This window comes from Mycobacterium sp. SM3041 (genome assembly GCF_039668335.1).
In the GTDB taxonomy this organism is placed as follows: domain Bacteria; phylum Actinomycetota; class Actinomycetes; order Mycobacteriales; family Mycobacteriaceae; genus Mycobacterium.
Window position 1 is genome coordinate 84,623 of record NZ_JAYXBQ010000072.1, and the last position, 25,258, is coordinate 109,880.

Annotated in this window: 20 protein-coding genes; 9 read left to right on the forward strand and 11 right to left on the reverse strand. The window is 67.6% G+C overall.

All coding sequences use genetic code 11. The annotated features are described in order from the left end of the window. Positions 1-78: 78 nt before the first annotated feature. The 4 genes from VXD91_RS22830 (at position 79) to VXD91_RS22845 (ending at position 4,262) form a co-directional block, all read left to right on the forward strand. On the forward strand, positions 79-831 hold the full coding sequence (locus VXD91_RS22830; protein ID WP_226522319.1) for a lysophospholipid acyltransferase family protein: 753 nt from the start codon (positions 79-81) through the stop codon (positions 829-831). Positions 832-855: 24 nt separating this feature from the next. Next, a complete protein-coding gene (fadD12, locus tag VXD91_RS22835) occupies positions 856-2,457 on the forward strand; it encodes an acyl-CoA ligase FadD12 (RefSeq protein ID WP_346416658.1) in 1,602 nt (533 codons plus the stop codon). Further along, complete coding sequence (locus VXD91_RS22840) at positions 2,447-3,679, forward strand: alpha/beta hydrolase (RefSeq protein WP_226520366.1); 1,233 nt, start codon at positions 2,447-2,449, stop codon at positions 3,677-3,679. The genes fadD12 and VXD91_RS22840 overlap by 11 nt, the downstream gene beginning before the upstream one ends. 217 nt (positions 3,680-3,896) lie before the next feature. Next, entirely contained in the window at positions 3,897-4,262 is a 366-nt protein-coding gene (locus VXD91_RS22845) for a hypothetical protein (RefSeq protein ID WP_226520365.1), read from the forward strand. 19 nt (positions 4,263-4,281) lie between these two features. Here the strand turns inward: VXD91_RS22845 and VXD91_RS22850 are convergent, their stop codons facing one another. Both VXD91_RS22850 and VXD91_RS22855 read right to left on the reverse strand, forming a co-directional pair. Beyond that, positions 4,282-5,700, reverse strand: a complete 1,419-nt coding sequence (locus VXD91_RS22850) for a wax ester/triacylglycerol synthase family O-acyltransferase (protein WP_212807955.1) — start codon at positions 5,698-5,700, stop codon at positions 4,282-4,284. Between the two features lie 47 nt (positions 5,701-5,747). Beyond that, positions 5,748-6,971 carry an alpha/beta hydrolase gene (locus VXD91_RS22855; protein ID WP_226520364.1) on the reverse strand — a complete coding sequence of 408 codons (1,224 nt, stop codon included), beginning with the start codon at positions 6,969-6,971 and terminating at the stop codon, positions 5,748-5,750. Between the two features lie 144 nt (positions 6,972-7,115). Between VXD91_RS22855 and VXD91_RS22860 the strand changes: the two genes are divergently transcribed. The 3 genes from VXD91_RS22860 to VXD91_RS22870 all read left to right on the forward strand — a co-directional run bounded on the left by VXD91_RS22860 (position 7,116) and on the right by VXD91_RS22870 (position 11,616). Then, a complete protein-coding gene (locus tag VXD91_RS22860; RefSeq protein ID WP_346416518.1) occupies positions 7,116-9,275 on the forward strand; it encodes an acyl-CoA dehydrogenase in 2,160 nt (719 codons plus the stop codon). Between the two features lie 89 nt (positions 9,276-9,364). Beyond that, the gene (locus VXD91_RS22865; protein ID WP_346416519.1) at positions 9,365-10,582 is read left to right on the forward strand and encodes a septum formation family protein; all 1,218 of its coding nucleotides are present in this window, start codon (positions 9,365-9,367) and stop codon (positions 10,580-10,582) included. Between the two features lie 134 nt (positions 10,583-10,716). Continuing rightward, positions 10,717-11,616, forward strand: a complete 900-nt coding sequence (locus VXD91_RS22870) for a DUF559 domain-containing protein (protein WP_346416520.1) — start codon at positions 10,717-10,719, stop codon at positions 11,614-11,616. 99 nt (positions 11,617-11,715) lie between these two features. Here VXD91_RS22870 and VXD91_RS22875 read toward each other — a convergent pair whose 3' ends face one another. Together VXD91_RS22875 and VXD91_RS22880 are read right to left on the reverse strand one after the other, a co-directional pair. Next, positions 11,716-13,074 (reverse strand): wax ester/triacylglycerol synthase family O-acyltransferase, encoded by a 1,359-nt coding sequence (locus tag VXD91_RS22875; RefSeq protein ID WP_346416522.1) that lies wholly within the window; start codon positions 13,072-13,074, stop codon positions 11,716-11,718. A gap of 44 nt (positions 13,075-13,118) precedes the next feature. Continuing rightward, positions 13,119-14,606: an amino acid permease gene (locus VXD91_RS22880; protein ID WP_212807951.1), complete on the reverse strand. Its 1,488-nt coding sequence runs from the start codon at positions 14,604-14,606 to the stop codon at positions 13,119-13,121. 110 nt (positions 14,607-14,716) lie between these two features. Between VXD91_RS22880 and VXD91_RS22885 the strand changes: the two genes are divergently transcribed. Both VXD91_RS22885 and VXD91_RS22890 read left to right on the forward strand, forming a co-directional pair. Beyond that, positions 14,717-15,634, forward strand: a complete 918-nt coding sequence (locus VXD91_RS22885; protein WP_346416523.1) for an alpha/beta hydrolase — start codon at positions 14,717-14,719, stop codon at positions 15,632-15,634. Between the two features lie 271 nt (positions 15,635-15,905). Further along, positions 15,906-16,175 (forward strand): hypothetical protein, encoded by a 270-nt coding sequence (locus VXD91_RS22890; RefSeq protein WP_020103427.1) that lies wholly within the window; start codon positions 15,906-15,908, stop codon positions 16,173-16,175. A gap of 81 nt (positions 16,176-16,256) precedes the next feature. On the opposite strand, the gene VXD91_RS22895 is transcribed toward VXD91_RS22890, so the two are convergent. The 7 genes from VXD91_RS22895 to fadD4 all read right to left on the reverse strand — a co-directional run bounded on the left by VXD91_RS22895 (position 16,257) and on the right by fadD4 (position 25,008). Then, on the reverse strand, positions 16,257-17,402 hold the full coding sequence (locus tag VXD91_RS22895) for a Rieske 2Fe-2S domain-containing protein (protein ID WP_318984798.1): 1,146 nt from the start codon (positions 17,400-17,402) through the stop codon (positions 16,257-16,259). Positions 17,403-17,445: 43 nt separating this feature from the next. Next, positions 17,446-18,996, reverse strand: coding sequence for an FAD-binding protein (locus VXD91_RS22900; protein ID WP_346416524.1), 1,551 nt, complete (start codon positions 18,994-18,996; stop codon positions 17,446-17,448). Positions 18,997-19,007: 11 nt separating this feature from the next. Then, on the reverse strand, positions 19,008-20,690 hold the full coding sequence (locus VXD91_RS22905; RefSeq protein WP_346416525.1) for an AMP-binding protein: 1,683 nt from the start codon (positions 20,688-20,690) through the stop codon (positions 19,008-19,010). After that, positions 20,683-21,240, reverse strand: coding sequence for a nuclear transport factor 2 family protein (locus VXD91_RS22910; protein WP_318984801.1), 558 nt, complete (start codon positions 21,238-21,240; stop codon positions 20,683-20,685). Before VXD91_RS22910 ends, VXD91_RS22905 begins: the two co-directional genes overlap by 8 nt. 214 nt (positions 21,241-21,454) lie before the next feature. Beyond that, entirely contained in the window at positions 21,455-22,486 is a 1,032-nt protein-coding gene (locus VXD91_RS22915; protein WP_346416526.1) for a helix-turn-helix domain-containing protein, read from the reverse strand. A 19-nt stretch (positions 22,487-22,505) separates the two neighbouring features. Continuing rightward, on the reverse strand, positions 22,506-23,489 hold the full coding sequence (locus VXD91_RS22920; RefSeq protein WP_346416527.1) for a MaoC family dehydratase: 984 nt from the start codon (positions 23,487-23,489) through the stop codon (positions 22,506-22,508). A gap of 1 nt (position 23,490) precedes the next feature. Then, positions 23,491-25,008, reverse strand: coding sequence for a fatty-acid--CoA ligase FadD4 (gene fadD4, locus VXD91_RS22925; RefSeq protein WP_318984803.1), 1,518 nt, complete (start codon positions 25,006-25,008; stop codon positions 23,491-23,493). Positions 25,009-25,258: the final 250 nt, after the last annotated feature.

The window sequence follows — 25,258 nt, forward strand, 5'->3', positions numbered from 1 at the left end:
TTTGCCGCAGTCAGAGGAGAAACCGTGGCCAAGCTGCCCGAAATCACCAAATTCGACCCGGAGCTGACCGAGAAGGTCATGGGGATTCTCCGACCGCTGCTGAAGGTCTATCACCGGTCCGAGGTCCGCGGATTGGAGAACATTCCCCTCGGCGGCGCACTCGTGGTGAGCAACCACTCGGGCGGCATGCTGCCCATGGACGTGCCGATCTTCTCGTCGCACTTCTACGAGAAATACGGCTACGACCGCCCCGTCTACACCCTCAGCCACGCCATGCTGATGGTCGGCCCGACCGCGGACTTCTTCAAGAAGACCGGCTACATCCTGGCGAGCCACGAGAACGCCGACGAGGCACTGCGCTCCGGCGGCCTCGTCGTGGTGTTCCCCGGCGGGGACTACGACGTCTACCGGCCGTCGACCGACGCCAACAAGATCGACTTCGACGGCCGCAAGGGTTACGTGAAGGCCGCGATCAACGCCGGCGTCCCGATCGTGCCGATGGTCGGCATCGGCGGCCAGGAGACCCAGCTGTTCCTGACCCGCGGCGAGAAGATCGCCAAGGCGCTCGGTCCCATCGCCCGCGCCGCGCGCGCCAAGGTGGTGCCGCTGTCCATCGGGCTGCCGTTCGGGTTGTCCGCCGTACTGCCGCTGAACCTGCCGCTGCCGTCGAAGATCGTCATGCAGGTGCTGCCGCCCGTCGATCCCACGGCGATCGCGTTCCAGTCCGGCGATGAGCCCGACGTCGATGCCGTCGACGCGCACGTCCGCAAGGTCATGCAGGACGCTCTCGACGAACTCGCCGAAGAGCGCCGCTTCCCGGTAATAGGCTGACCGGCCGTGGGAATCACCGACAAGCTGACGGCGACAGCGGGCCTGGTCAACACCATGGTGCGGGCCGGTGTCATCGCCCCGCTCCGCCCGGACAAGTACGTGCGGATCGCCGGTGCCATGGCGCGCGAAAACATGAGCGTCACTTCGGGTTTCGCGAGTTCCGCGCAACGCTGCGGGAACCGCCCCGGTCTCATCGACGAGCTGGGCACGCTGACCTTCAGTGAGCTCGACAAGCGCGGCGACGCCTTTGCCGCCGCCCTGCAGACGCTGCCCTCGGCCAAGGTCGTGGGTATCATGGCACGCAACCACCGCGGCTTCGTCGACTCCCTGATCGCGGCCAACCGCATCGGCGCAGATGTGTTGCTGCTCAACACTTCGTTCGCCGGCCCGGCGATGGCCGAGGTCGTCGCCCGCGAGAACGTCGACGTCATCATCTACGACGAAGAGTTCACCGCGACGGTCGATCGTGCGCTCGAGGGCCGGACCGGCACCACGCGAATCGTGGCGTGGACCGATACCGACGACCACCCGCTGACCGTCGAGTCGCTCATCATCGACCACCTGGGGCTGCAGCCGCGACGCACCGGCGAGAAGAGCCGCGTGATCCTGCTGACCTCCGGAACCACGGGAACTCCCAAGGGCGCCAAGCATTCCGACGGTGGGCTGGACGCACTGAAGGCCATCCTGGATCGGACGCCGTGGCGCACGGAGGAGACGACCGTCGTCGTCGCGCCGATGTTCCACGCCTGGGGCTTCTCGCAACTGGTGTTCGCGGCATCGATGGCCTGCACCGTCGTCACCCGCCGCAAGTTCGACCCGCAGGCCACGCTGGCGCTGGTCGACAAGTACCAGGCGACCGGATTGTGTGTCGTCCCAGTGATGTTCGACCGCATCATGGAGCTGCCGGACCACATCCGCAACCGGTACAGCGGCCGCTCGCTGCGGTTCGCCGCGGCCTCGGGTTCGCGCATGCGGCCCGACGTCGTCACTTCGTTCATGGACCAGTTCGGTGACGTCATCTACAACAACTACAACGCCACCGAGGCCGGCATGATCGCCACCGCGACGCCGGCCGATCTGCGCGCCGCCCCCGACACCGCCGGCCGCCCGGCCGAGGGCACCGAGATCAAGATCCTGGACGCCGACTTCAACGAGTTGCCGACAGGCGAGGTGGGCACCATCTACGTGCGCAACTCGACCCAATTCGACGGCTATACCTCCGGTGCCACAAAGGATTTCCACCAGGACTACATGTCCTCGGGTGACGTCGGATATCTCGATGCCGCGGGCCGGCTCTTTGTGGTGGGCCGCGACGACGAGATGATCGTGTCGGGCGGCGAGAACGTCTACCCCATCGAGGTGGAGAAGACGCTGTCCACCCACCCGGACGTCGCCGAGGCCACGGTGCTGGGCGTCGAGGACGAGCAGTACGGCCAGCGCCTGGCCGCGTTCGTCGTGCTGGCCGACGGGGCAACGGCTACCGAGGACGTCCTCAAGCAGCACGTGCGCGACACTCTCGCCAATTACAAAGTGCCACGGTCGATTACGGTGCTCACGGAGCTGCCGCGCAACAGTACCGGCAAGATCGACCGCCGCGAGCTGAAGGCGCTGGCCGATGGCGCGTAAAACGGTGACCCTGCTACGGGCCGTCCTCGGTCTCGTCAACGCCACCAACGCGGCGCGCCCGCTGGCCCGGTCCGGGAACCCCGGCATCGTCGCGTTCGCGTACGGCTGGCCGTCCAGTGAAGCGGCCGGCTTCGTGCTCAGTTCCTCGGTGCTGTCCGCGATCCGCCGGGGCCGGCGTGGCGCCTTCTCGGGCACCAGCGGCCGAATCGCGTTGGCCATCAACGTGATCACGTGGTCCATCCTGGGCTACATCCTCATCCGGAGCCGGAGCTCGCGGCCCGCGTTCGAGGAGCCGCTGGATGACGTGATCGGTCCGCGCAACCCGGCCGATCCCGGCGTCCCGCGCCTGCCCGGCATCGGGCGCACCATGCTGTCGCGCCGCAAGTACAACAAGGACACCGTCAAGTACGGCCCGCACCGCGCCAACCTGGCCGACATCTGGCGCCGCCCGGACCTGCCGCGTGACGGTAAAGCCCCTGTGCTGCTTCAGGTTCCGGGTGGTGGCTGGATGCTCGGCGACCGTCGGCCGCAGGCGTACCCGCTGATGGGCGCCCTGGCCGACCGCGGCTGGATCTGCGTGTCCATCGGCTACCGCGTCAGCCCGAAACATCAGTGGCCGGCGCACATCATCGACGTGAAGCAGGCCCTGGCCTGGGTCAAGGAGCACATCGCCGAGTACGGCGGCGATCCGGATTTCGTCGCGATCAGCGGCGGCTCGGCGGGCGGTCACCTGTCCTCGCTCGCAGCCCTGACTCCCGGAGATCCCCAGTGGCAGCCCGGTTTCGAAGATGCCGACACCTCGGTGGTGGCCGCAGTCCCGGTCTACGGCCGGTACGACTGGTTCGGCTTCGAAGGCCCTGGCCGCGCCGAGATGATGCGGGCCCTCGAGCAGCTGATCATCAAGAAGCGGTACGCCAACGACTCGCAGGTGTTCCTCGACGCTTCGCCCATCAAGCGGATCGGTCCCGACGCGCCACCGTTCTTCGTGCTGCACGGCACCAACGACACGTTGATCGACGTCCAGGAGGGACGGGACTTCGTCGCCGCGCTGCGCGAGGAGTCGCCGGCACCGGTGGCATACGCCGAGATCCCCAACGCGCAGCACGCATTCGATGTCTTCGGCTCGGCGCACGGCCGCTACACCGCCGAGGCGATCACGCGGTTCCTGGAGTGGGTGCGGGCGGAGAAGGTGAAGGCCGTCGACTCCGAGAGTGTCGGCTAACCAGCGGTCCGGCCGGCCCGGCGCTCTCATCAACATGTCCGATCTGGACCCGTCACCTTGGGCTGACATTGTCACCTTGGGTTGACACTGTCAGCCCAGGGTGACGGCTCCCAGCCCGAACACACTTGGAGACGGGTCGCACCGGTCTCGGTCACACGAAACGTGTCGGTCCGTCGGCACATACTTTCCCCAGTGATCGACCCCGGAAGGTACAGCCATGACCTACCCAACCGAGCGGCTCTGGTGGGAACCACAACAACGCCGTCCGACGCGCGAAGAGATCGATGCCGCCGGCGATGCCTTCCGAAAAGCACATGGCCTTGACGTCGATGATGACGACGACGATTGGTCATTTGATGACGAACCCGCAGAACCCGATCCAATAGCCGCGGATGTATTCGGCGGCATCAGCCGACGAGCGCTGGCTCAGGCTCGCGACGACCTCGTCAGCGCCAAAACGCAATACGAGCAGGCCGTCCGCCAGGCCCGCGCCAACGGATGGACCTGGGCCGAGATCGGTCGGATCATGGGCGTGTCACGCCAGGTGCTCCACAAACGATTCCGCAACCGCCCGGCGGACTGACGCACCACCGGGCGCAAATCTACTGCGCCATGGCGGTCTCGACGACCGTCAGCTCCTCGGAAAGCCCTGCGGCCCTGCGGATCTGCTTGAAGTCGGCGACCATGCCGGCGGTCACCTCATGCGGATCGTCGGTGGTGGCACCGTCGGCGAGCACCGAGATGTTGAGCTGGTCGACGTAGCTCCACACCGTGATGTTCAGCCCGCTGCCCGCGGTGAGCGGTCCGACAGAGTAGATCTCGGTGACGGTCGCGCCGCCGACCTTGCCGCGTTCGCGAGGCCCCGGCACGTTGGAGATGTTGAGGTTCAGCACCTTGTTCTGCCCGTCCTTGTTGGACAGGCGGCGGAACATCGATTCCATCGGCGCCGGCGGCATGTAGGCCGCCCAGCGGGCGACCAGCTCCGGGCCGACCAGCTGATGACTCTCCTTGGCCAGCAAGGCGGCCTCGCGGGCCTGCTGGACGCGCTGCGCGGCATCGTCGACGTCGACGGGCAACGCGATCAGCACACCGCTGAATCGGTTGCCGGAGATACGATCCGGAGAGAAGTCGTAGCTCATCGGCACCGACGCCAGCAGCGCGTGGTCGGCCTTGCCGTCGTATTTCAGCAGCAGCTCGCGCAGCGCCCCCGACGACATCGCCAGCACCAGGTCATTGATGGTGACGCCGAGCTTCTTGCTGGTCTCCTTGACGTCCGCGAGCGCCAAAGTCGCTGTGGCGAAACGCCGTTGGGGTGTGATGACGTGGTTCATGAAGCTCGGGGGCGGCGTGAACGGCCGGGTCAGTTCGGGCGACAGCTTGCGGCTGCTCTTCCGTACCCGCGCCATGCCGTCGGCGGTGTACTTCACGACGCCGGGGAACCGCGCGATCTGCCGGAGGTGATCCGCGAACGCGGACCGGACGAGCTGACCGCGCGACGGCGCCGGATCGGTCACGTACAGATCGTTGTCCCGCTGCGGACCCTCGGTGATGTCCATGCCGAGCGCCAGCAGGTTGGCCGAGGCCACCCCGTCGGCCAATGCGTGATGGATCTTGCCGACCACGGCGACCCGCCCGTTGGCCAGGCCTTCGACGAGGTACATCTCCCACAGCGGACGGCTGCGATCCAGTGGGGTACTGGCGATTTCGCCGATCGCCTCGTCGAGTTCACGGCGGCCACCGGGGGCGGCCACCCGCCACGGCCGGACGTGATACTCGAGGTCGACCTCGGCATGCTCTCGCCACATGGGGTGGTGGAACTTGAACGGGATGTCGACGAGTTGATAGCCGAAAGGCTCCAGCTTGTGCAGGCGTTCGCGGAGCACGCGGCGGAACTCGTCGATGCCGAACGTGCGGTCGCCCAGGCCGGCGAGATCGATGACGGCGATCTTGAGGGTGTGCATGTGCACGTTGGGCGTTTCCGAATACAGCAGGAACGCGTCCCACCCACTCAGTCGTTTCACTCGACCTCTCCTGCGCTTCGGGCCAGAACCTCGGCCGGTCGATCGGTCTAGACGACCTCTTCGACGCAGTGCTGGTTCTGGTTCCGGCGAACCTCATCGAGGAACAACCCTATGGCAGTGGCCATCGATCCCGTGCGGGCACCGTCCGTCATGTCGAAACCGTGTCCGGCACCGGGCAATTCGATATAACTGACCGTCGACGCGGACACCGCACGCAGCTCGTGTACGAAGTCCCGCGCCTGCGCCACCGGAATGACGCTGTCGCCGCTGCCGTGAATGACCAGGAAGGGCGGTGCGTCGCGGTGCACGCGCGCGATCGGCGAAGCCTGCCGGTAGATCTCGGGATGCTTGTCGATGCGGCGCCGGACCACGACGCGCTCCAGGAAGTCGACGAATTCCTCGCGCTCCTTGGTCGACCGGTCCTCCCAGTCGTATCTGCCGTAGATACCGACGACGGCGTCGACCGAGGTGTCGGCGCCCTCGGGCAGCTCGGTCTGCAGTTCGGGGTCGTTGGCGGTCAGGCCGGCCAGCGCGGCGAGGTGCCCACCGGCCGAGCCGCCGGAGATCGCGATGAAATTGCGGTCGCCGCCGAACTTGTCGACGTTGGCCCGGGCCCAGGCGATCGCGGTCTTGACGTCGGTGATGTGTTGCGGCCAACGGTGATTCGGGGCCACGCGGTAGTCGATGGACAGACAGACCCAGCCCTGCTGGGCCAGATGGCTCATCAGGGCGTAGCCCTGCAGCAGCCGGCTGCCGTGCACCCAGGCCCCGCCGGGCAGGTAGATCAGAACCGGGGCCGGCTCGGCGGGCAGGTCGTCGGCGCGCCAGACATCCAGCAGCTGCGACGGGCTGTCGCCGTAGCGCACCGAGGTGCGGTGCACCTGGCGCCGGTGTTCGCGTGCCCGCCAGAACGGCGGCGTGCGCTCCGGTGCGGGCCATTCGATGTCGAGTTCGGCCGGGGGCACGACGCCCGTCAGCGCGGCCCGGACGACCTCGTTGGTGCAGTCCCGCTCGGCGCGGCGGATCTCGGCGACGCTGGGAGTGAACAGAGCCTTCGACGTCGACGCCCAGAAGCTGGGCACGTGCCGCATGCCCCAGAGGGTCATCGCGGTGGCGCCGCCGAGTGGCTCGAGGCTCTTGCCGATCACGGGCAGCGACGCGGCGGCCGTGGCCATCGCCAACAGGTGATCGGAGGGCTTGGCAGCCATGAACCAGCGCAGCCGGGTGGCCAGGGAAGGGCTGTGAACATCATTGTTCGGTCGAGCCGTCATTTCGCGAGCGTACACCGGCCTGACCACGGGGTTTCGGGGCCACAGCACATTCGCGGTCACAGTTCGGCGACTGTTCATTTGTGAAGTGCATCACAGCTGGTCAGGACCTATTCGAAGCCGTACCGTCGTGCTTACAGTCGAGCCATGGGTGCCTCTGCGCTGGCGATCACCGACGACCACAACGACCTCGCGGACTCGGCGACGGGACTGCTGCGGCGGCTCGGCAGCCGGGCCGCCGCCCGCGCCACGCTCGAGGGCGGACCGTCGCATCCGGCCGGTTTCTGGACAGCCGCCGCCGATCTGGGCTGGCAGGGCCTGGCCATCCCCGAGGAGTTCGGCGGGTCCGGGTTCGGGCTGCCCGAGCTGGCGGTCGTACTCGAGGCGCAAGGCCGCGACCTCTGTCCTGGGCCGTTCCTGCCGACCGTCGCCGCCGCCGTCGTCATCGACCGGTGCGGAACCGACGAACTGCGCGCCGCGCTGCTGCCCGGGATGGCCGATGGCAGCACCGTGGCCGCGCTGGGATTGTCGGGCCACGTTCACAGCACTGCCCACACCGTGTTCGGCGAGAGCCCGACGGTGCTCGGCGCCCCTGATGCCGCGCTGCTGGTCCTGGTCGCCGGTGACGACGTGGTGGTCGTCGACGCGCAGGCCACCGGCGTCACCGTCAGCCCTCTCGACAGCACGGACACCACGCGCAGCATCGGCTCGGTGACGCTGGACCAGGCCGAGGCGATCGCCGTCATCCGCGATGCGGCGACCGAGGCGCACACCGCTTTTCGCATCCTGGCCGCTGCCGAGGCCGTCGGGATCAGTTGGGCGGCACTGGAAATGGCCGTCGAATACGCCAAGGTGCGGGAGCAGTTCGGCCGCACCATCGGCACCTTCCAGGCCGTCAAGCACCACGCCGCCAACATGCTGGTGGCGGCCGAACTCACCACCGCCGCAGCGTGGGATGCGGCCCGCGCCGACGATCTGGACGACGCCTGGTTCGGCGCCGCGGTGGCCGCCACCCAGGCGATCCACAGCCAGGTCTTCAACGCCGAGAACAACATTCAGCTGCACGGCGGCATCGGCTTCACCTGGGAACACGACGCACACCTGTATCTGCGCCGTGCCCTCACGCTGTCCGCGCTGACCGCGGACGGCGCCGACCCGCTGGCCGATGTGGTCGACGGACAACGCACCGGCCGGGCCCACGGCGCGTCGTTCGCCCTCCCCGAGGAAGCGGCCGAATACCGCACCGCCGCCCGCGATGCCGTCGCCACGCTGCGGTCGCTGCCCGAGGACGAGCAGCGGGACTTCCTTGTCGATTCCGGCTATCTGGTGCCGCACTGGCCCAAGCCGTGGGGCCGGGACGCGGGCGTGCTGGAGCAGCTGGCCATCGAGGAGGAGTTCCGCGACGTCGAGCGGCCCGACCTCGGCATCACCGGCTGGGTGACGCTGACCATCGCCCAGGCCGGCACCGACGACCAGCGTGAGCGCTGGGTGTACCCGGTACTGCGCGGCGAGATCATGTGGTGCCAGCTGTTCTCCGAGCCCGAGGCCGGCTCGGACGCGGCCGCCGTGCGCACCAGCGCCAAGAAGGTCGACGGCGGCTGGCTGGTGACCGGCCAGAAGGTATGGACCAGCCTGGCCCAGTACTGCCAGTGGGGTCTGGCCACGGTGCGCACCGATCCCGATGCCCCCAAGCACGCCGGCGTCACGATGATGGCGATCGACATGAAGGCGCCCGGCGTGACCGTCAACCCCCTCAAGGGCCTGACCGGCAACGCCCACTTCAACGAGGTGTTCTTCGACGAGGTGTTCGTCCCGGACGCCGACGTCATCGGTGACGTCAACAAGGGCTGGCTGGTGGCGCGAGCCACGCTGGGGAACGAGCGCCTGTCGATCGGCGGCGGCTCCGGCGCGCAATCCGGCTTCAGTGCGGACGACCTGATCGCCCTGTTGGACGCGGCACCGCCGGAGCAGGCGGCCGGGCTCCGCGACCGCGCCGGCGCGGTGATCGCCGAGGGACACACCCTGCGGCTGCTGAATCTGCGACGGATCAGCCGAGCGATCGCCGGCACCGGTCCGGGACCCGAGGGCAATGTCACCAAACTGGTGGTCGCGGAACAGGGCCAGCGGCAGACGGAGCTGGGCATGAAGCTGGCCGGTCCCGCGGCCGTGACCGGGCAAACTCCCACACTCACCCAGGCCTACCTGGGCTACCGCGCCATGACCATCGCCGGCGGTACCTCGGAGATCACCCGGAACACCATCGCCGAACGCATTCTCGGACTGCCCCGCGACCCTTTGCTCAAGTAGTCCTCCGCCCGTCACGAGACGGTAGAGACTCGGTGGAGATCGATCCGCCAAGCTGCGTAGATCGGCCGAATATGTCACGCTAGGCACCGATGAGTGTGCTATCGGTCAAGTTCTGGGCGCCACGCCGCGCTTTGCTAGCGGCTTTGCTGTGCGCCCAGCTGATCGCCGGCGTGGTCACCGTGGCCGCTGTCGGCCCGTCCGCCGGCGGCGCGACCGAAGCCGACCATACCGACGCCGTCTTCCGCAGCGCGCATGCCGGCAGCTGCCTGACCTGGCAACCGGAGCCGCCACAGCGCCCCGCCTTCGTCCAGTGCAGCAGCCCGCACCTGTTCGAGGTCGTCAACTCGGTCCAGGGCGACGGCGACCAGGAATCCTGCGCCGTGTCGGGCCGCCGGTACCTCGGACCGCGCTACGACCCCAACGGCCGGTTCGCGTACGGCCTGCTGCGCTCGGTGGGTGCCGAGGGTTCCGGATCACACATCTCCTTGTGCGGATTGCAGCTGCCCGGCCCGAATGGCGAGCAGCTGCCGTTCCGCGGGCTGGTGGCCGAGCAGGACCAGTCCCGGGTGTGGCCGCCGGGCACCTGCCTGGGCGCCGACATGAAGGGCGGTCAGACGGGCCTCGTACCGGTGGACTGCGCCGAGCCGCACTCGGTCGAGGTCGTCGGCCCCATCGACCTCGGCGCGCACTTCCACGACGGCCCGCCGCCCTCGGACGCCGACCAGGAGGATGTGCTGCGGCCCGCCTGCCTCACGATGGCCGCCGCGTATCTGGCACCAAAGACCTTGTCCGCCAGCGCATTGACCGTCAACCACCGGCCCATCGGACCGGCCAGCTGGTCCGCCGGCAGCCACCAGGTGCTCTGCGCGTTGGCACCACGGACACCCGGCCCGATGACCGGCAGCATCAAGACCCCCGGCGGCGCGACCGCGGTACCGGCTCCGGTGGCCCCGCGCCCGGTGGCACAGGCGCCCGTCACCACCGCCACGACCGTCGCCCCGACGAGCAACACCCCGACCACCGCTGCGGCTCCGGTAGTCGCGCCGAGTGCCGAAGCGGTGGCGCCGTCGTCGTCTTCGTCGTCGTCCTCGTCGGCGGTGACTCATACCGCCGAAGCACCGAGTCCGGCGGTCACCGACACGACCGTGCCGCCGGCGCCGCCGGCCTCGCCCGTCGACAACCCGGCGCATCCGCCGCTGGCCCCGGCCGAGCCGGCAGCCCCCGCCGAGCCGGCACCGCCGTCGCACGTGCTCGAGATCCCGGGTCTGGCCCCGATCACCCTGCCCTGGGCGCCGCCGCCGCTGTAAGGCGCGCGCCGAGACTGACCACAGGGCGATTTCCGGACAGGTTTTCCACCACCCAGTCAGTTTCGAGAGAGTTATCCACAGCGAGCTCCGACTGAGGCTGGCTTCGCCGCGGAATCACCGGGCACACTGCCGACGTGGGGGAGCCATTCATCGGCAGCGAAGCAGTGGCGGCGGGTCGCCTGACGCGTCATCAACTGCGGACGAATTTCGTTGCAGTCCACAAGGATGTTTACGTCCCGAGGGGAACACGACCAACCGCGATCATCCGAGCGAAGGCCGCATGGCTGCGCTCCCGCGGTACAGGAATTCTCGCGGGATTCTCAGCGGCGGCAATGCACGGAGCCAGGTATGTCGATCCGTCCTTGCCCGCCAACATCATTGGCAGTCCGTGCCGACCGACGCGCAGCATCGTGGTGTGGGCCGACAGCACCGATGCCGATGAGGTGTGCTGTATCGGCGACCTGCGACTGACCACTCCCTCCCGCACCGCGGTCGACTTGGCACGCAAGTTCCCTGAAGATGTCGCGGTCGCCGCCATCGATGCCCTGGCGCGCGCAACGAAACTGACAGTCCCTGATATCGAACTGGCCGCGCAGCGTCGACCCGGTCAACGCGGGATCCGGCAGGCGCGGAAGTCCATCGCGCTGGTTGACCCGAAAGCCGAGTCACCCCGGGAAACCGCCTTGCGACTACTGATCGTTCGCGCTGGATTTCCGCCGCCCGAGAGTCAGCATCCGGTCTGCAACGAATTCGGCGTGCTGATCGGAGTTGTCGATTTCGCCTGGCCGGAGCTGAAGGTCGCGGTCGAATATGAGGGCCGGCACCACATGGACCCAGATCAGGTCCGCAAGGACATCGCCCGGATCGAGGAGATGATCGAGATGGGCTGGCTCGTCATCCGCGTCACTTCGCGTGATTCCGCCGGTGTGGTGCTCCGCAGAATTGCCCGTGCCCGCGAGTCACGAGGAGCGGTGGACGACGCCGTGGACCTGCGTATCGGTTGGGCAGAGCCGTCTTGGCGGTCCGCCTCGTGACTGATCCGCGCCGAGACTGACCACAGGGCGATTTCCAGGCGGGTTTTCCGCCAGCCGGTCAGTTTCGCGAAGATGCGACGGCAGCCGCGCGCGTGGCGCCTAGCGGACCGCCGCCTCCAAGTCCGCCAACGAGTCTTCGAGGTGGCCCAGCAGCCGCTGCAGGTGCGGCACGCTGTGCCGACAACCGACCAACCCGAAGTCGAGGTTGTCGCCGTTGTTGACCAGCGTGATGTTGAGCGCCTGCCCGTCGAGCGCGATCGACAGCGGATAGTTCCCGTCGAGCCGGGCGCCCTTCCAGTACATCGGCACCCGCGGCCCCGGCACGTTCGAGATGACGATGTTGAACGGCGGCGGGGTGGCGTCGACGAAACCCGGCACGGCGGACAGCGCGATCGGGGACAGCAGCAGCGCCGACAGTGCCATGGACTCCGTCTTCGACAGACCCGAGAACACCTGCTTGTTGCCGCGCATCGAGTCTGCGATGGTCTGCAGCCGCGTCGCCGGGTCGTTGACGTCGGTGGCCAGGTTGCACAGGAGCGCGCCGACCTGGTTGCCGCCGGCATCGGCGTCGGCCTCGGACCGCAGGCTCACGGGGACCATCGCGATCAGCGGCGCGTCGGGCAGGGCGTTCTGCTCGAGCAGGTAGGCCCGCAGCGCACCGGCGCACATGGCGAGTACGACGTCGTTGACGGTGACGCCGCCGGCGGCCTGCTTGACGGCCTTGATCCGGGCGATCGGCCAGGACTGTGCCGCCACCCGCCGGGCGCCACCGATCTTGACGTTGAACATCGTCTTCGGCGCACTGAACGTCCGGGTCAGGTTCTGCTCCAACAACACCGCGCGAGCCACCCGGAACGCCGATGGCGCCAGACCGGCCGCCGCGCCGACGGTGCCCACCGCCGAACCGATCAGGGATGGACTCTGCTTCGACGCACGCTTGCGGGACGGTAGGTCCCACGGCACCCGGACCTCCTGCTCGGCCGGGTCGTCGGACAGCGTGCGCATCGCCATCCGGAGAGCGGAAACCCCGTCCAGCAGCGCGTGGTGTGCCTTCGAATAGATCGCGAACCGGCCGTCGTCAAGGCCTTCCACGAGGTACGTCTCCCACAGCGGGCGGTGCCGGTCCAGCAGGCTGGTGTGCAGCCGCCCGCACAGGTCGAGCAGCTCACGAATCCGTCCCGGCGTGGGCAGCGCGGAGCGACGCAGGTGGTAGTCGACGTCGATGTCGTCGTCATACGTCCAGCCGAAGCTGGCGATGCCGCCGAGAATCCGCGCCGGGCGCTTGCGGTAGGTGGGGTTGAAGTTGGTGTGCGCCAACATGTCCCGGTGCAGGTCATGGATGAACTCGGGCCCGGCGCCCTCCGGCGGGGTGAACAGCTGCAGTCCGCCGACGTGCATCGGGTGTTCCCGCGACTCGCCGAGCAGGAACATGGCATCGGTCGGCGACATGATCTCCACCAGCCAAGTAAACCCCTAATCGGCCGGCGGTAAACCTCAACGCGTCAAGGTTGACGTTCGCCCGGTGGCGGCGGGTTGGCGACCACCGGGAACTGGCCGGTGAAGCCCTCGCGCTCCTTGGCGATCGCCAGGACCCGGCCACGCGCCGCGTACCAGCCCAGGATCAGCGCCGGGATGATGAGCACCAGCGTCGCCACCGTCCAGGTGCCGACCGGCTTGTCGAACGCCATCAGCACCAGCACCGCGGCCAGGAACGCCAGCGTGGCGTATCCGGTGTACGGCGCACCCCACATCCGGAACGCCGGCCTGGCGATCTCACCGCGCTGCGACCAGCGGAACAGTTGCAACTGACAGATCACGATGGTGGCCCACGACGCGATGATGCCCAGCGCCGCCATGTTCAGCACGATCTCGAAGGCCTGCGCCGGCACGACGCCGTTGAGCACGACACCGAGCAGGCCGATGCTGGCGGTAAGACAGATACCGCCATAGGGCACACCGCGTTTCGACATGACGCCGGTGAACTTCGGGGCGCTGCCGTTCATCGCCATGGAGCGCAGGATGCGGCCGGTCGAGTACAGCCCGGCGTTCAGGCTGGAGAACGCCGCGGTGAGCACGACGACGTTCATCAGGGTGCCGGCGCCCTCGAAGCCGATCTTCGAGAAGAACGTGACGAACGGGCTCTCCCCCGGCTTGTACGCCGAGTACGGCAGCAGCAGGCCGAGCAGCACCAGCGAGCCGACGTAGAAGAGCGCGATGCGGAAGATCACCGAGTTGATGGCGCGCGGCATGATCTTGTGCGGTTCGGCCGTCTCACCCGCCGCGGTGCCGACGAGTTCGACTGCGGCATAAGCGAAGACGACGCCCGAGGTCACCACCACCAGTGGTAGCAGGCCGGTCGGGAACAGGCCGCCGTGGTCCGCGATGACGCTGAAGCCCGTGGACTGACCGTCGACCTTGAAGCGGCCCGCGAGGAACACCGTGCCGACGACCAGGAAGGTCACCAGCGCCACGACTTTGATCAGGGCCGCCCAGAACTCGAGCTCGCCGAACAGCGTCACCGAGATCAGGTTCATGCTCAGCACGATGGCCAGGGCGATCAGCGCGATCAGCCACTGCGGGATCGCGTCGAACGCCGACCAGTAGTGGAAGTAGGTGGCGATGGCGGTCGAGTCGACGATCGACGTCATGGCCCAGTTCAGGAAGTACATCCAGCCGGCGACGTAAGCCGCCTTCTCCCCGAGGAACTCCCGCGCGTACGACACGAACGACCCCGACGACGGCCGGTGCAACACCAGCTCGCCCAGGGCCCGCAGGATCAGGAAGACGAACCCGCCGCAGATCAGGTAGACAAGGAACAGCCCGGGCCCCGCGTTGTGCAACCGTCCACCGGCACCCAGGAACAGGCCGGTGCCGATGGCGCCGCCGATCGCGATCATCTGCAGCTGACGCGGTTTGAGGGTGTGGTGGTAGCCCGCGTCCTCGGCCGTCAGACCGGGTGGCTCGGCATGCTTGTGCGGCGTGGAAGTCATAGCGTTTCAGTGAACACTGATGCTCAGTTTCGCGCAGGACAACGAGTTTCCTGTGTGTGAACTGCAGGCGTGTCCCCACCTGACGCGCGCGGATAAGTAATGTCGGTTGGATGCCGGGCCTCTCGCAAACAGTCGACTTCCACCCCGAGCTGGCGCGGGCCGCACGGTTCATGCCGCGCAGCCCCATCACGCCGTGGAACCTCCGCTTCGTCCGCGTGCTGTCCGACCTGCAGGAACGCCGCACTCCCGACAACGTCGAGGTGCTGACGCTGGCGTCGGGCGTCGGGATCCGGCTGCACCGTCCGTCCACCGGCGCGGACCGGGGCGGCGCCCTGCTGTGGATTCACGGCGGCGGCTACGTCATCGGCAGCCCGGCGCAGGACGACGCGCTTTGCCGGCGTTTCGCGGACGCCCTGGGCATCACCGTGGCCGCGGTCAAATACCGGCTGGCGCCCGACAATCCGTATCCGGCCGGGTTGGAGGACTGCTACACGGCGCTGCGCTGGCTGGTCGACCTGCCGGCCGTCGACCCGGCACGGGTGGCGGTCGGCGGCGCCAGCGCCGGCGGCGGCATGAGCGCGGCGTTGGCCCAACTGGCGCATGACCGCGGTGAAATACCCTTGGCGGCACAGCTTTTGGTGTATCCGATGATCGATGACCGGTCGGGCAGCCGGCCCGGGCTGGACCATCCGGGGCACCGGCTGTGGACCCAGAAGTCGAACCGCTTCGGCTGGCGCGCGTATCTCGGCGGCGCCGACCCCGCGGTGGCCGTCCCCGCCCGGCGCGCCGATCTGTCCGGTCTCCCGCCGGCCTGGGTCGGGGTCGGGACCTTCGATGTCTTCCACGACGAGGATGTCGAGTACGCCGAGCGGCTGCGGGCGGCGGGCGTGCCGTGCGCACTGGAAGTGGTGCCGGGCGCTTATCACGGGTTCGACGGCGTCGCCGCCAAGACCCAGGTGGCCCGGGCGTTCTTTGCCAGCCAGGTCGAGTTCCTGCGGCCGCTGCTGAACCCGGCGGTCGTCGGCTAGCCCCGACGGCTAACTCATCGCGCGCCGGCACCGCTGACGCGGCTGCCGCAACCCGCTGCGGCACTGACGATCCCGCCCGCCAGGTGCCGCGCGAACGTGATCTTCGTTACTTAGATTATACTATCTAATTGATGTTTATGCAGGTCATGCATAGTTTTTGAAATATTAGCCGATCAAATAAACCCTTGCGGGGAAGCATTTCGGGGCGCATGGTTGTTGAACAGACCAACGACCACCTCGGTCGTGATCTTCACCGAGAAGAGGCACGGCAATGACCACCCTGACCCATCAGACGACCGAAAACATCGGCCCCCTGCGGCAGCTGTTCCGGCGTTCCACCGCTGTGGTGGTGCTGACGGCAGCAGGTCTGGGCGTGGCCGGCTACATGGCCCTCGGCATGCTGCAGGACAAGCCGGCCGACCCGGTGCTGCCCGCGTTCTCCGCGGTCCCCGTCCCGTCCGCTCCGGACATGGACAAGCTGCAGAACCTGGGCCAGCTGGCCGCCATCGTGCAGAGCCCGCAGGCGCACCCAGCCCGTTGAGTCCCGCCCGCTGAGTCCGACACCCCGATCTGACCACTGAGCCGCCCTCGAAAACGAGGGCGGCTCAGTGCTTTTCGGCGACTACTGGACGGCGTGTGCCTTGCCGACCGGAGTGCGGTTGGCCAGATTCCTGGCGACCTCTTCGTGCCACAGGTCGTTGGCGTGCGTGGTGTCGACTTCCTGCTCGAAGCGGGCGACCATGTCGGGCTTGATGTCGGCGACGTCGACATAGAACTGCTCGTACCAACGGCGGTGCTGGTAGACCGGACCGTCTTCCTCGGTCAGCAGCGGGTTCTCGATGCGCGTCTTGTTCTTCCAGATCTCGACGTCTTCCATGAAGCCGTCGCCGAAACTGCGGCTCAACGACGCCGCCAGCTTCTCGGTCTTGTCCGCCGGCAGCGCCGGATTGTTCTGCACCGCAACCCCCCACTGCAGCACGAACGAGTCGTGCGTCACCGGGTAGTGGCAGTTGATGAGGGCGATCTCGACCGTGAAGTTCGGGGCGAGATCGTTGTGCAGCCAGTTGATCATGTACGCGGGCCCGAAGTACGTGGCCTCCGAACGCAGATACGTGCCGTCCCACAGCTCACGGGTCGCGTAGTCCGGGCGCGGCTTGGACTCCATGAACTGGCTGGCGGTGTGGCCCTCGATGACGTTCTTGAAGTACGTCGGGTAGGCGTGGTGGATGTAGAAGAAGTGCGCCATGTCGACGTTGTTGTCGACGATCTCGCGGCAGTGCGACCCCTCGATCAGCAGCGAGTTCCACTGCCACGGCGACCACTGGCCCTCCTCGTAACCCTCGATGGTCGGCGGGGTCAGCTCCGGCCCGGGCGTCGAACCCTCGGGGTCGTGCCAGAGCAGCAGCTGCCCGTTGACCTCGGTGGTCTGCCAGGCGCGGGTGCGGGCCAGCCGCGGCGTGCGCTTGGCGTACGGCACCAACTGACACTTGCCGTCCCCGCCCCAACGCCAGTCATGGAACGGGCACGCCACCGCGTCGCCTTTCACGGTGCCCTGCGACAGGTCACCACCCATGTGGCGGCAGTACCCGTCGAGCACCTTGATGGCGCCGGTGGAGTCGGCGAACACCACGAGCTTGGTCCCGAACGCCTGCACCGAGTGCGGCTTTCCGTCCCGGAACGACTCGGCCAGCCCGATGCAGTGCCAGCCGCGCGCGAACCGCGTCATCTCGACGCCGGCATCGATATGCCGGACCTCGGCCTCAGTCATCTTGTGCCCCTTTCGAATTCGCCGAGCCCTGGAACCAGGACCCTTACGAAGCCTCTCGTTTGACCATATCGAGCACCGCCAGGTGGGAGAACACCATGCTGGTGCCGATCGGGTTGCCACCGCCCGGGTAGGCGTAGCCGCTCGGCGCGGCCATGGTGTTGCCCGCCGCGTACAGCCCGGGAATCGGGTTGCCGGCGGTGTCGAGCACCTGACCGGTGGTGTCGGTGCGCAGGCCGCCCTTGGTGCCCAGGTCGGAGATGCCGAACTTGGCGGCGTGGAACGGCGCCTTGTCGATCCGGACCATCGGGCAGGCGCCGCCGGAGAAGGCACGGTCGTAGGCCTCGTCGCCGCGGCCGAAGTCGGGGTCGGAGCCGGCGTCGGCATATTCGTTGAACTGTTTGACGGTCGCGGCGAGCTGCTCGGCCGGGACACCGATCTTGACGGCCAGCTCCTCCAGGGTGTCCGCGGTGTGCCACAGCCCGGCATCGACGTACTTCTCGGTCTCGACCATGGACACGTTGGTGGCCTTGATCGGGGGCACGCCGCCGTCGGTGTCGTCGTAGATCATCCAGAATGGCAACGTCATCTCGCCCTTGGCCAGCCGGTCCACGACGACACGGCCGATGCGGTCGTACGCCGCGGACTCGTTGACGAACCGCTTGCCGTCCTGGTCGACGAAAATGCCGCCGGTGAACCACAGCGCGAACGCGCTGCGACCGTCCGGATGGGTCAGGCCGGGTGACCACCACGCCTGCTCCATCAGATCGGTGTCGGCGCCCACGGCGATGCCCGCCTCATGCGCCTGACCCAGATTTCCCCAGGGCCCCATGGTGTCTCGCGCCTCGCCGGGCACGCCGTACTTGTGCCGCAGCTCGTCGTTGCCCTCGAAGCCGCCGGCCGCGAGCAGCACGCCCTTGCGTGCCCTGATCGCCTTGCGGACCCCGTCGGTCTCGACAACAGCTCCGACGACGGCGCCGTCCTCGGTGACCAGCTCGACCAGTGCGGTGTTGAGTTGTGTTGTCGCCGAAGGGTATTGCTTCAGCGCCACCAGGAAGCGGGCGATCAGCGCCCGGCCGCCGATGAAGTAGTCGTCGGGCTGCGGGACGCTGAGCCGGTCGTTGTCGAGCGGGCCGCGCACCAATTCCTTGAATTCAGGCGCCTTTTCGATCTTCAGCGGACGGGCCGCGACGTGCCGCTGACCGTCCAGCCGGGCCTTGGGCATCTTCCCGAAGTAGTCGGGCCAGGGCAGCATGTCGAACTTGATGTTGGGATCGGCTTCCAGGTACTCCATCAGCGGCGCGCCGCCGCGGACGTAGGTGTCCTGCAGCTCGCGCGGCGTCCGGTCGCCGACGACGGCGTGGTAGTACTCGAGCGCATCCTCGATGGTGTCGTCGGTGCCGGCCCGCTGCAGCACGGGGTTGCACGGGAACCACACGCCACCGCCACCGGAGTAGGCAGTGGTGCCGCCGAACTTGTCGGTGGCCTCGACCAGCAGCACCTCGAGTCCCTCACGCGCGGCGGTGTAGGCGCCGGTGACGCCACCGCCACCAGAGCCCGCCACCAGCACGTCAACCGTCGAGTCCCAGTCCGTCATGCCCAAACTCCCTATAGGTATCGCTGCCGTCCGTACTGCGTGAACTCATCGTCCAACGCGCGCTTGGCATCGTCCGACATCAGGCCGTAAACCGGTACGCCCCGACCCACCCAGCGGTACACCAGTTCGTCGGTGTGCCACTTGTCCGCCTGCAGTTCGCGCTTGAGCACCTTGTTGGAGCCGGTGACCGGCAACGAATCCGAAATCCGCAGGAACCGCGGCATGCCCTTCTTGCCGAGGTCGTCCTGGTCGTTCAGGTACTGCACGAACTTGTCGACGTCGAACAGGATGGGGTCGGCGACCTCGATCGCGGCCATCACCTGATCGCCCGAGCGGGGGTCCGGCACCGCGTACACCCCGGCGGCGATCACCTCGGGATGGCGCCGCAGCACACGCTCGATCGACAGGGCCGAGGTGTTCTCGCCGTCGACCCGAATCCAGTCACCGCGCCGGCCGGCGAAGTAGATGAAGCCGTTCTCGTCGAGGTAGCCCAGGTCGCCGGTCCAGTACCAGCCGTTTCGGATGCGGTCGGCGTCGGCGGCGTCGTTCTTGTAGTAGCCCTCGAACTTCTTGGTGCCGAGCTTGTCGACGATCTCGCCGACAGCTTCGTCCGGATTGAGGATGCGGCCGTGTCGGTCCAAAACCGCTGGGACGCACTCGATCATCGTTTCTGGGTTGACTATCGCGACACCAGGATGGGCGGGACGGCCGAGTGCTCCCTCGGGCTGGTTCGGGTCGAGTACGACGGCGCCGCCGCCCTCGCTGGAGCCGTACCCCTCGTACAGCTCCGCGCCGAACCGGCGCTTGAAGTAGGCCTGGTCCTCCGGTGAGGCCTCGGTGCCGAACCCGCGGTTGAGCGGGTTGTCGGCGTCGTCGGGCAGTTCGGGGGTGGCCAGCAGATAGCCGAGTGCCTTGCCGACGTAGGTGAAGAACGTCGCACCGAAATACCGCACGTCGGGCAGGAAGCCGGACGCCGAGAAGCTCGGGGTCAGGCAGACGGTCGCGCCGACGGCCAGCGCCGGGGCCCACAGCGCCATGATGGCGTTGCCGTGGAACAGCGGCATGCAGCAGTAGTCGACGTCCTCGCGGACGTGGTTGAACTTGTCCACCGCCGAGTAGGCGATCCACGCCAGGCGGCCCTGGCTGCACTTGACGGCCTTCGAAGCGCCTGTCGTGCCGGAGGTGAACAGCAGCAGCATCAGCGTTTCGGCGCCAACGCCCTCCGCAGGAGCGATTTGCGCACGATTTTCCGCGCCGGCCGCGGATTTTCGTGCACAAATCGCTTCTTGGTAGGCGCGGTCGTCGACGACGAGGATGCGGTCGGGCGTCAGCCCGAGGTCGAGGCCCGAAAGCCGTTTCCGCCCAGCAGAATCCGTGACGATCAGCTGACAGTCCGCATGGCGGACCTCGCCGGCCAGTTCCGTGTTGCCGCGCGTCGGGTTGATGCCGACGATCGTCGCCCCGGACAGCGCGGCGCCGCCCAGCCAGAAGATGAAGTCGGGCACGTTGTCCAGCAGGACGCCGATGTGAAACGGCCCGTCAGCCCGCAGTTCGGCGGCGTACGCGCCGCGGGCAGCGGACTCGCGGACCACCTCGTCCCAGGTCCAGTCCTGGTCCCGGGTCCGCAGCCCCAGCCGCTCATCGCCGAGGCGGTCGAGCAGCAGGGCTGCGATGTCCTCGCGGCGTTCAGGCATTGGCGGCGGCGGCCTTCTGGTCGATGTACGCCTGCGGCAGGTCTGCCACACCGAGCTTGGTGACGCTGACCGGGCCGGTCTGATACGCGTCCTCGCCGATGATCAGGCCGTCGGCGTCGATCGGCCAGTTGATCAGCTGACGGAACACCAGCAGGTAGTCGCCGTTCGGGTCGTCGACGTCCACACCGATGGCCTGCGCGGACGCGCCCGGGTAGATCATCTTCATCCAGCCTTCGGTCATCACCAGATCATCGTCGACGGCGAGGCGATCGACCTCGAAGACGAGATGATTCGCGCCGCTGGCCACGAACGCCTCGTAATAGGCGCGCACGCCTTCGGTGGTCTTCGGGCCCATGTCGGTGTTGGCGTACCAGAAGTGGTAATCCGGTTTCGGGGACAACGTGGCCATCAGACGATCCATGTCCGGCACGGCCTCCGCCTTCATGTGTTCGAGCACGATGCCCAGCACCTGGCGGTGGCGCTCGTTCGTGGTGCGCGACAGGCGTTCCTCCACCAGTTCCCAGGTCTTGGTGGGGTCGATGACGGCCATGTGGGTACTCCTTGAGTCTGTGACTGAGCGTGGGCTGTTCACGCTTGTGTGGCCATCATCACGAACCCGGGCGTGCGCGGTCATCCGACATACGTCGCGTCTTACCGGGATATTTCCCGACGATCGTCGGCCGAGCGCGGCGACTACCCGCGAATGTGCAGCCAGAGAGCGAGATCTCGAAAATCGGCGATCTAGCTGCACGCTCGCGCGCCATTCAGTCCGTCAGCTCCGCCGACGACAGCGCGATCCGCCGGATCATCAGCACGAGGGTCGCCGAGAACCGGTCCAGCGGATCGTCCATATCCCACCCCAGCTGGGATTCGATGTGCGCCAGCCGCGCGGCCACGGTGCTGTGGTGCACGTGCAGTTCCTCGGCCGTCCGCCGCAGCGAACCGAACACGCAGAATGCCTCGGCCGTCTCGACCTGCAGCCGGCCGGTGGGCGTCGCTGCGATCTCGTTGATGCGGGCCAGCGCGTGACTGCCGCGCGTAGCCTCGGGCGGCAGCTCGGCCAGCAGCTCGAGCGCGCTCAACCGCTCGTAGGCGACGGCACGCCGCCCGAAACCGGTCGACGACGCGAAGCGCAGCGCCCGCAGCGCCTGAGACCACGAGGTCGGCGCCGCGAACACGCCGCCGGCCGCCCCGAGTCCGACCCACGGCCCCCGGTCGGCGCCGACCGGTAACGGCGCGGGGAACGCCGTGACGATCGCCTGGTCCAGCTCGTCGGACAGCGCACGCGTGTTGGTCCGGCCCTGGCACACCACCGCCGTCGCGGTGCCCAGGTCCGCGGTCCGCACCGACACCGCGGTCAGGGCCGACGTGATGACTCGCAAGGCTTCCGGCGACGACTGTGCCGACACCGCCAGCACCCTGACCTCGCGGGACTCGTCGAGCCCGAGCAGCCTGATCGCCCGCGCCCGGTCCTCGGGGCGCTCCCGGCTCGACAGCACCACCTCGACCAGCGCCGGGTCACCGAAGCTGGGCGGCACCCGCGCGCCGATGTCACCCAGCGTGTGCCGCACCCGGTCGAGCAGGACGCCGTCCAACGGGTGCGCCGGGGCGTCGCGCTCCAGCCAGACTTCTGGTGCCGAGCCGTCCCACCGCACGTGGACGGGACACCCGGCGACGACCTGCGCCGCCTCCAGCACCCCATCGACACCCGAGGCATCGAGATCGTCGAAAAACCGGACCAGCCGCAGCACCGACTCCGGGTCACTGCCCAGATCGGACAACCGCAACGCGCTCACGCCGCCATTCTGACAATGCTCAGAACTGCAGGACGCTGAACCGCCAGTCCAGCACCTGCCGGTCGGGTCCGTCGGCGTCGACCGCGAACACCACGGACCGCAGATCGAGTGTCCCGCCGCGGCCCGGCGTCTCGTGCGCGGCCTCGACGTGCAACTCGCTGTAGAGAGTGTCGCCCTCGTGCACGGGGCCGGTGTGGTCGCAGGACTCCCAGCCCAGGACGGTGACGATGTTCGGCAGGAGCCGGGTGGCCTGGGCCAGCGCCAGGCCGATGGTGTGCCCGCCGTACACCAGCCGAGTGCCGGCCACGCGCGAATCATGATGCGTGGCAGCGACGTTGAGGGTCAGGCGGGCCAGTTCCGGGGCGCTGCTGACGACGTCGGCCGTGCTGGTGAACACCTGGCCGGCGAGCTCCGGATCGAAATTCTCGCCGGGCGCCCCCGAGCGCCACGCGTCGGCATTCCACTCCGAAGTCGGGTCCGGGAGCCCGGGCGTGGCACTGCCGATGGTGCTGAGGTCGTCGGCGTGGCCGGTGTCGTCGGCGTCGTCGCGCAGCGGCAGCATGGCGCACCGGTGGAAATCGAGCACCGTGCGGCCGTCCTGGTCGATCGTGATCATGCGCAGTGCGGCCAACCCCGTACGCGGCCGGCCTGGCTTGGCTGAATTCTGTTTGAGCCCAACGACTTCAGTGCGGGTGGTGATGGTGTCGCCGATGTGCGGGAAGCGGTGGAACCGCAGCCCGCGGTAGAACAGATTCGCCTTGACCCGTCGTGTCACCAGGGTCGACTGACCGATCGCGATGTCGCACACCAGCGCGGGGTGCGCCAGCGCCCGCGGTGATCCGGTGACCGCGGCAGCCAGAGCGGCGTCCAACGGCAGCCGCATCCGGTCACCGACGATGGCCTGGTGTACCGCCGCCGCACCGTCGGTGAGCGTCATGCCGGGCGCCCAGTCGAAGACCTGACCTATGCTGAGGTCCTCGAAAAACGGTCCACCAGTGGGCACGTCACACAGAGTACTTCTCGATCAGCGATTGCTTGTACAGCTTGCCCGTGTCGGTCCGCGGTAATTGTGCTTCGAACGAGATGGACCGCGGGCACTTGTAGTGCGTCAGCCGGTCCCGCAACCAGGTCAGCAGCTCCGCGCCGAACTCCTCGGTACCGTCGGCCGGATCCACGGTCTGCACAACCGCTTTCACGCTCTGGCCCATCTCGGCATCCGGAATACCGAACACCGCGGCGTCCATCACCTTGGGATGCGTGACGAGGACGTTCTCCGCTTCCTGCGGGTAGATGTTCACACCGCCGCTGATGATCATGTGATGCCGGCGGTCGGTGAGGTAGAGGTAGCCGTCCTCGTCGAGGTAGCCGATGTCGCCGACGGTCGCCCAGCCGTGCGCATCCCTTGAAGCCGCGGTCTTTTCGGCATCGTCCAGGTACTCGAAGGTGTTCCCGCCCTCGAAATAGATTTCGCCCGGTACGCCCTGCGGCTGCTCGTTGCCGTCCTCGTCGAGGATGTGCAGGACGCCCAGCATGGGCTTGCCGACCGACCCGGGGTGGGTCAGCCAGTCCTCGGCCGTGATCAGCGTGGAGCCGATGGCCTCGGACGACGCGTAGTACTCGTCGACGATCGGGCCCCACCAGTCGATCATCTGCTTCTTGATCTCCACCGGGCACGGGGCGGCGGCGTGCATGACGCGCTTGAGCGACGACAGGTCGTACGAATCCCGCACGGACTGCGGCAGTTTCAGCATCCGGGTGAACATCACGGGCACGAACTGGCCGTGCGTGATGCCGTAGCGCGCGATGGCGTCCAGACAGCCCTCGGCGTCGAACTTCTCCATCACGACCGTGGTGACGCCCTCGGCCTGAATCTGCATCGACCACACAGAGGGCGCGGTGTGGTACAGCGGCGCCGGGCTCAGGTAGACGGCATCCTTGGGGAGCCAGAAGCTCATCAGCATCTTCATGAGCCCGGGCACCTCGGCCGGCGGCAGATGCGTCAGCTCGCGCTTGATGCCCTTCGGGCGCCCCGTCGTGCCCGACGAGTACTGCAGCAGGTCGCCTTCGATCTCGTCATCGATCGGCGTATCGGGATAGGCTGCAACGCATTCCGGGTAGCGATCCCAACCTGGCAGCTCACCGTCGGCGATCATGAGCAGCTTGGGCAGCCCACCCTTCAGGTGCTCGGCCAAGCCGGCACACGTGTCACTGAGAGCCGCCGAGCCGATCACCGCGGCGGCGCCACTGTTCTCGATGATGTAGGCGGCTTCAGCGGGCGTCAGGTGAATGTTGATCGGCACGTAGTACAGGCCACTGCGCCGCGCGCCCCACATCGCCGCATGCATGTGCTCGTTGTTCTCCATCAGGATGGCAACGACGTCACCCTCGACGAGCCCGTTGGCCCGGAAGTGATGCGCGAGCCGGTTGGCCCGGGCCTCCAACTCGTCGAACGTCACCACCGTGCCGGACGGGTGCAAGATCACGGCCGGTTTCCCGCTGCCCACGTGCTGGCGAATCTGCATGACGGCACTCTACGACAGGTGACTTGACACCTGTCAAGAAGGTAGGTGCGCCGAATTCTGCTGCGTCGACAACCACCTGACGCCGGTCGGCAACGCTCGGCAGATGGCCGATATTCTGCAATTCCCGCAATTTTGGCAAACTCTCAGCTAATCGCCAGAAGCAGATCTAATCGACATATTTCGCAGATCTATGCGACTATCTGTCGATGTCGTGAGCTTGCGACTGTCGTTTTGGCAAAGTTTTGAGGAC

Excerpts from the sequence above, each read along its gene's own strand:
- VXD91_RS22840 (WP_226520366.1), top strand. The coding sequence starts at position 2,447 with ATGGCGCGTAAAACGGTGACCCTGCTACGGGCCGTCCTCGGTCTCGTC.
- VXD91_RS22900 (WP_346416524.1), bottom strand. The coding sequence starts at position 18,996 with ATGACGGACTGGGACTCGACGGTTGACGTGCTGGTGGCGGGCTCTGGT.
- VXD91_RS22830 (WP_226522319.1), top strand. The coding sequence starts at position 79 with ATGGGGATTCTCCGACCGCTGCTGAAGGTCTATCACCGGTCCGAGGTC.
- VXD91_RS22855 (WP_226520364.1), bottom strand. The coding sequence starts at position 6,971 with ATGACGGCTCGACCGAACAATGATGTTCACAGCCCTTCCCTGGCCACC.
- VXD91_RS22845 (WP_226520365.1), top strand. The coding sequence starts at position 3,897 with ATGACCTACCCAACCGAGCGGCTCTGGTGGGAACCACAACAACGCCGT.
- VXD91_RS22865 (WP_346416519.1), top strand. The coding sequence starts at position 9,365 with ATGAGTGTGCTATCGGTCAAGTTCTGGGCGCCACGCCGCGCTTTGCTA.
- VXD91_RS22905 (WP_346416525.1), bottom strand. The coding sequence starts at position 20,690 with ATGCCTGAACGCCGCGAGGACATCGCAGCCCTGCTGCTCGACCGCCTC.
- VXD91_RS22890 (WP_020103427.1), top strand. The coding sequence starts at position 15,906 with ATGACCACCCTGACCCATCAGACGACCGAAAACATCGGCCCCCTGCGG.
- fadD4 (WP_318984803.1), bottom strand. The coding sequence starts at position 25,008 with ATGCAGATTCGCCAGCACGTGGGCAGCGGGAAACCGGCCGTGATCTTG.
- VXD91_RS22880 (WP_212807951.1), bottom strand. The coding sequence starts at position 14,606 with ATGACTTCCACGCCGCACAAGCATGCCGAGCCACCCGGTCTGACGGCC.
- VXD91_RS22885 (WP_346416523.1), top strand. The coding sequence starts at position 14,717 with ATGCCGGGCCTCTCGCAAACAGTCGACTTCCACCCCGAGCTGGCGCGG.
- VXD91_RS22895 (WP_318984798.1), bottom strand. The coding sequence starts at position 17,402 with ATGACTGAGGCCGAGGTCCGGCATATCGATGCCGGCGTCGAGATGACG.
- VXD91_RS22860 (WP_346416518.1), top strand. The coding sequence starts at position 7,116 with ATGGGTGCCTCTGCGCTGGCGATCACCGACGACCACAACGACCTCGCG.
- VXD91_RS22910 (WP_318984801.1), bottom strand. The coding sequence starts at position 21,240 with ATGGCCGTCATCGACCCCACCAAGACCTGGGAACTGGTGGAGGAACGC.